This window comes from Chryseobacterium sp. Leaf404, assembly GCF_001424145.1.
Lineage (GTDB): Bacteria > Bacteroidota > Bacteroidia > Flavobacteriales > Weeksellaceae > Chryseobacterium.
Genome location: NZ_LMQM01000017.1, coordinates 125,089 through 131,380 on the forward strand (window position 1 = coordinate 125,089; position 6,292 = coordinate 131,380).

General features: G+C 31.6%; 4 protein-coding genes and 1 pseudogene. 4 read left to right on the forward strand and 1 reads right to left on the reverse strand.

Going from position 1 to position 6,292, the window contains the following annotated elements; translation table 11 throughout:
• Nucleotides 1-8: 8 nt before the first annotated feature.
• Together ASG31_RS18110 and ASG31_RS18115 are read left to right on the forward strand one after the other, a co-directional pair.
• Entirely contained in the window at nt 9-1,490 is a 1,482-nt protein-coding gene (locus tag ASG31_RS18110; protein ID WP_056036229.1) for a MauE/DoxX family redox-associated membrane protein, read from the forward strand.
• Nucleotides 1,491-1,542: 52 nt separating this feature from the next.
• Complete coding sequence (locus tag ASG31_RS18115) at nt 1,543-1,806, forward strand: hypothetical protein (RefSeq protein WP_056036213.1); 264 nt, start codon at nt 1,543-1,545, stop codon at nt 1,804-1,806.
• A 1,330-nt stretch (nt 1,807-3,136) separates the two neighbouring features.
• Here the strand turns inward: ASG31_RS18115 and ASG31_RS19095 are convergent.
• Nucleotides 3,137-3,278, reverse strand: a pseudogene (locus ASG31_RS19095) (hypothetical protein); the annotation flags it as partial.
• A 253-nt stretch (nt 3,279-3,531) separates the two neighbouring features.
• Here ASG31_RS19095 and ASG31_RS18120 point away from each other — a divergent pair.
• Both ASG31_RS18120 and ASG31_RS19220 read left to right on the forward strand, forming a co-directional pair.
• A complete protein-coding gene (locus ASG31_RS18120) occupies nt 3,532-4,212 on the forward strand; it encodes a hypothetical protein (RefSeq protein WP_056036215.1) in 681 nt (226 codons plus the stop codon).
• 663 nt (nt 4,213-4,875) lie between these two features.
• On the forward strand, nt 4,876-5,112 hold the full coding sequence (locus tag ASG31_RS19220; protein ID WP_410493219.1) for an ATP-binding cassette domain-containing protein: 237 nt from the start codon (nt 4,876-4,878) through the stop codon (nt 5,110-5,112).
• Nucleotides 5,113-6,292 lie beyond the last annotated feature (1,180 nt).

Sequence of the window (6,292 nt, forward strand, 5' to 3'; positions counted from 1 at the left end):
CTATGCTTATGAAAAATCCCGGAAAATACGTAGTACCTGCGGTCAGCTATTTTTTTATTTTGCTTTTCTGCTATGCAGCAATAAGTAAAATAATGGACTTTGAAAATTTTCAGGTTCAGATTGGTCAGTCTCCTATCATAAGTGCTTATGCAGGATTGATCCCGCAGGCTTTTATTATCACAGAAATGACCATTGTAGTTCTGTTGGTTTTTACAAGGACACGCAGAATCGGTCTATATGCATCAACAGCGCTGATGTCTGCTTTCAGCATCTATATTTTTCTGATACTTAATTACAGTGATTTTGTACCATGTTCATGTGGGGGTATTCTTGAAAAGATGGGCTGGAATGAACATCTTATTTTTAATATTACCACAGTGGTAGCCGGAATTGCAGCTATTATACTGCGATCAGGAAATGAAAAATTAAATTTAAAGTTCACATTGACAATTCTTTTAATAACAAATATTGTAAGTATTGCTCTTGTATCCGGACTATTTTTGTCCTCTGATTATATCATCAGGAAAGAAAATAATTTTACACGTAAATTTTTACCTTATCCTGTTCAGAAAAATAGAAGTTTCCGGTTAGATAATACAGACTATTATTTTGCAGGAGTTGATGCAAATAATATCTATTTGGGAAACAGAAAATTTCCGCAGAAACTCCTGATATTTAACCAGACAACGAATCTACTGTACTCAATACAGATTGTACCTGACCGGCTGAATCTCCCTTTTAAGGATCTGCGCATTTATGTTAAAGATTCATATTTCTATCTGGCTGACGGAACAGTGCCTGTTATTTTCAGAGGAAAAATAGGTGATACTAGAGCAAAAACCATAAGCTATCAAGACGCTTATTTCAGTCATCTGGAACCCGTTGATTCAGTCAGTTTTGTCATCCGTACCCACTACGGTAAAACCAACCAATTGACCTTGGGAATATTAAGATTACAGGAAAAGCAGAAAGTAAAACTTTATCCTGCTATTCTGAAAAAACAGACCGATGGAGTATTTGACAGTGATGGTAAGCTGACTTCTTCTGTATCCGGGAAGCTGGCTTATGTTTACTCGTACAGAAACCGTTTTATCATTTCAGAGGACGACCTGCATGCTTATAATGAATACAAAACGATTGATACAACATCCCAAGCCAATATCAAGACTGTAAAATTATCCAATGGTCTGAATAAAAAATCCAGACCTGCGATGACGGTTAATCAAAATATTGCGCAGTATCGAAATGTAGCGATGATCCATTCTCAGCTGAAAGCAAAAAATGAATTGCCAGAAGTATGGAAAAGTAATGATGTAATTGATATTTACAGATCAGACAGACAAGAATATTTGGGTTCCTTTTACATCAATAAGGTCGGTAATAAAACACTATCACATTATCTTCCTACTGACCGGAATTTATACGTGATCACCGGAAACCAGCTGATTGTTTACAAATACAATAAATCATTCAATACTATTATAAAATAGGGGAAGCCGAAAACCTATATCCAGAGTAGGCAACATCTTAAACAATTTCATTATGAAAAATTTGTTTTTTTCTGCTTTTATCGTACTAGTAGGTACAGGAGCAGCGTTTGCTACACAAAAAGCAGACAATGGTAAAATTGCTATCGTGAAAGGCTACCACTTTGACGAAGCGCAGGGTTTGTGTATTGTAACAGACCAGGATTGCAGTACGGTCTTTAGCGAAGACATGTGCACTTGGGGAGCAGCAGGTCCGGAACTCCGTGAGCTGAATGGCACATCGTGTGTGAATCCACTATATCAGGTTCCACAAAATTAAAAGAAGAGGATGCTGCAAAGCATCCTTTTTTTTTTAATATTTATAATGTTTTTATCATACTTGAAATTTGTTCTGGTTTTTAAAAGTGAAAATATGGTCCTTGCTGTTCACGAGTATCAAACATTGAATTCCTCATCTTTTATAAAAATCCGCTACATATCCCAATTTCGTCACATAAATTTTAATATAAAATTACACTTACTATCAGTAAGTATATCTCCTATGACCATTAGAGGATTTACCTTTGAATTTACATCGATCCACAATGCTTCGTAATTGTAGCGACAAATGAACAAACCCCAAAACGATTTGTTGAAAAATTACAAACTTTAGACATACTAATGGAGTACGATGTTTGAGTGTACTTTTTTTCAATAAAAATGTTCATAAAACGAGCTTCTGAAAATTACCGTTTTCCAATAGAGAAATCTACGGAGACTGTAATTTTAATTGCTGTGATTATTAAAGACGATAATTGCTCCTGCGTTCATCCCTTTCATCACTATTCGTATAAAGATTCTCAATATTTCTCAAAAGGCTCATACCTCATATTATACTGATTTATTGTTTTTAATAATGTGATTCGTCGGATAAAAATATCATTTCATCCCGATAAAATTGGTTTCCATCGAAAATAATTTTATTTCGAGGNATATTATACTGATTTATTGTTTTTAATAATGTGATTCGTCGGATAAAAATATCATTTCATCCCGATAAAATTGGTTTCCATCGAAAATAATTTTATTTCGAGGTTTCCTGATATACTTTTGACATATAAAATTAGAACAAACAAATCAGAAACTATGAAAACTGTATTTAAATTTTTGATCAAAAGCCATTATCTCATATATAAGATAGTTAATCATTCTCCGTGAGATATGAGATAACTTTCAAAAAAAACCATAAAAACTAAAACTTATGAAAAAAGACTGATCCCGTAAGGTCAGCAAACAAAAAAACTAATAACCGGACTTAAAGACAGTCATTAAAGTCTTTCTTTTGATTTCAATCTTTTCGCTATCGTTTAATGGAAACTGAAAGTAAATGCTGATAACGCTACAGACAAAAAAACTAATAACCGGACTTAAAGACAGTCATTAAAGTCTTTCTTTTGATTTCAATCTTTTCGCTATCGTTTAATGGAAACTGAAAGTAAATGCTGATAACGCTACACCWTAAKAGTTGAACCGAATATGATGCATTAAAAAAACCAAGGCAGGTCGACACTCATTCAGCGACTGGAAATTTGTGAGAGAATGTTTTCTAATCCCGTAAGATTTAAAACATAAGACGAAAGACTGATCCCGTAAGATCAGCAATTAAAAAACTAATAACTCCAAAAATAATTAAGTTCTTCAGAAAGCCACGTCCCATCCTGATCTTTTCTCGCTGTCTGCTGACAGTTCCGGATCACTTCTTCAAAACACTGGTTTTCGGTAAACGTGAAAAGATCAGGATGGAGATCGGAANCTGGAAATTTGTGAGAGAATGTTTTCTAATCCCGTAAGATTTAAAACATAAGACGAAAGACTGATCCCGTAAGATCAGCAATTAAAAAACTAATAACTATAATACTAAATAAAATGAAGTAACAAAGATGTACTAGGTAAAACCATAAGGTTTTAGGTGTCAAATTTAAATTAAATAAAAATTCAAAAATAAATTCTACAGAAAAAAAAGCGTAGAATTTAATAATCAAAACTAAATAAAAATCTAATAAACATGAAAAAATTATATATCGCTGTAAGTGCAGTATTCATCTTAGGAGCATTCTCTAATGCGCAAGTATCAATGACGTCAATCTCACCAGAAAACGTAACCTTGAGAAGCTCTTTAAATGATGATTTTACAAAATCAAATGATTTTCGAACAATTACAGAAAATGTTAAGCAATTTGGAGAAGTTTCATTTAATGATGTAAAACTAGTACAGCGTACTATGGAAGGTGAAGCCGTAAATGTATTAAATTACAAAGTATTGAAGAATAGTAACACAGTAGGGTATCTGCAAGTTATTAAAGATGCGAACGGTGTTTTTTACAGTCAGTTTATTGATTTTGCAGCTTTTAATCTTCAGACAAGCGAAGGTACACTTACCTTCTTGGATGTGAAAACACAGCAGAAAATAATGACATTGACAGTAAGGGGTGGAAGAATAGTTAACACAGTTCTTAATAATCCAAATTATACGAATGGTTCTACACAAACTACAAGTGGTAGAAAGAACCCTTTCGATACTAATGGTAACGGAGATGTATCATTTTTTGAATGCTATAGTGTTGCAAACAATGCAATTGATCAGGATGGCTTTTCTTCTTGGGTATGCGATTTTCCGGTAATAGGATGGTTATCATGTTGGGGAACAGTATCAACCGCGTGCGCTATATATTCCGCAGGACATTAAAAAAAATTAATTATGAATTTTATTGTATATTTTTTAGTCGCGGTAACTTTGATTTATCATGTTATTGCAATCTTAGATTTAGTAAAAAATAAAAGATTAACAAACCAAGATGCTAATATTTCATATTTCTTTGTCTTTACTATGCCTTTTCTGGGACCGTTATTATATTTTTTTTACATTAAATCTAAATATAGGCGCAAACTATAAAAAGAAGAATTATTATAATTCATAATTAAGAGGAATGATACCTTATTAATAATTTTTTTCTATAATTCTTTTAATCTCATTTTATTTGTATAGATTATTTAAACGATAAAATTATATCATTTTAGATTACATTTTTAATTTGTACAATTAAAAATAAAGTGAATGTTAAAGTTGGGAATAGTAAAAATTTGATGACGAATAGCAAACATTTATTTAAGACAGTCTCTTTTAAAAAATTTAAAAGAGACTGTCTCTATAAATTGAGATAGTGCCAAAATTTTCATTCAACTGATATTTCAAAAAAAATTGAATAAAGTTTAAATCGAATTACAAGTATATTTAAAAATTAAAAAGGCTTCATGAAAAACATCATTGAAATTGAGAATTTGAATTTCGGTTACGACAATCAAACGCTCATTCTTAAAAATGTGAATCTCAAAGTTCCAAAAGGGTTCGATCTATGGCTTTCTTGGAGCTAACGGCGCCGGAAAATCAACCACAACGCGTCTGATCATGGGACTTTTACATGATCATTCAAATGTTGTAAAAGTTTTCGGACAAAATGTTTGCGAGATTTATCCGCAGGTTTTGCAAAATATCGGTTCGCTGATTGATTTGTTCTGGTTCTTAAAAGTAAAAATACGGTCCTTGCTGTTCACGAGTATCAAACATCGAATTCCTCATCTTTTATAAAAATCCGCTACATATCCGAATTTCGTCACATAAATAGTAATATAAATTACACTTACTACCAGTAAGTATATCTCATATGACTATTAGAGGATTTACCTTTGAATTTACATCGATCCACAATGCTTAGTAATTGTAGCGACAAATGAACAAACCCTAAAGCGATTTGTTGAAAAATTACAAACTTTAGACATACTAATTGAGTACAATGTTTGAGTGTACTTTTTTTCAATAAAAATGTTCAAAAAAAACGAGCTTCCGAAAATTATCCTTTTCCAATAGAGAAATCTACGGAGACTGTAATTTTAATTGCTGTGATTATTAAAGACGATAATTGCTCCTTTCATCCCTATTCGTATAAAGATTCTGAATATTTCTCAAAAGGCTCATACCTCATATTATACTGATTTATTGTTTTTAATAATGTGATTCGTCGGATAAAAATATCATTTCATCCCGATAAAATTGGTTTCCATCGAAAATAATTTTATTTCGAGGNTATACTGATTTATTGTTTTTAATAATGTGATTCGTCGGATAAAAATATCATTTCATCCCGATAAAATTGGTTTCCAYCGAAAATAATTTTATTTCGAGGCTTCCTGATATACTTTTGACATATAAAATTAGAACAAACAAATCAGAAACTATGAAAACTGTATTTAAATTTTTGATCAAAAGCCATTATCTCATATACAAGATAGTAAATCATTCTCCGTGAGATAACTTTCAAAAATAACCATAAAAACTAAAACTTATAAAAAAAGACTGATTCCGTAAGATCAGCAGACAAAAAAACTAATAACCGGACTTAAAGACAGTCATTAAAGTCTTTCTTTTGATTTCAATCTTTTCGCTATCGTTTAATGGAAACTGAAAGTAAATGCTGATAACGCTACANTTAGAACAAACAAATCAGAAACTATGAAAACTGTATTTAAATTTTTGATCAAAAGCCATTATCTCATATACAAGATAGTAAATCATTCTCCGTGAGATATGAGATAACTTTCAAAAAAAACCATAAAAACTAAAACTTATAAAAAAAAGACTGATCCCGTAAGGTCAGCAAACAAAAAAACTAATAACCGGACTTAAAGACAGTCATTAAAGTCTTTCTTTTGATTTCAATCTTTTCGCTATCGTTTAATGGAAACTGAAAGTAAATGCTGATAACGCTACA

Coding starts and splice junctions, on each gene's coding strand:
- ASG31_RS18115 (WP_056036213.1), top strand. CDS start 1,543: ATGAAAAATTTGTTTTTTTCTGCTTTTATCGTACTAGTAGGTACAGGA.
- ASG31_RS18110 (WP_056036229.1), top strand. CDS start 9: ATGAAAAATCCCGGAAAATACGTAGTACCTGCGGTCAGCTATTTTTTT.
- ASG31_RS18120 (WP_056036215.1), top strand. CDS start 3,532: ATGAAAAAATTATATATCGCTGTAAGTGCAGTATTCATCTTAGGAGCA.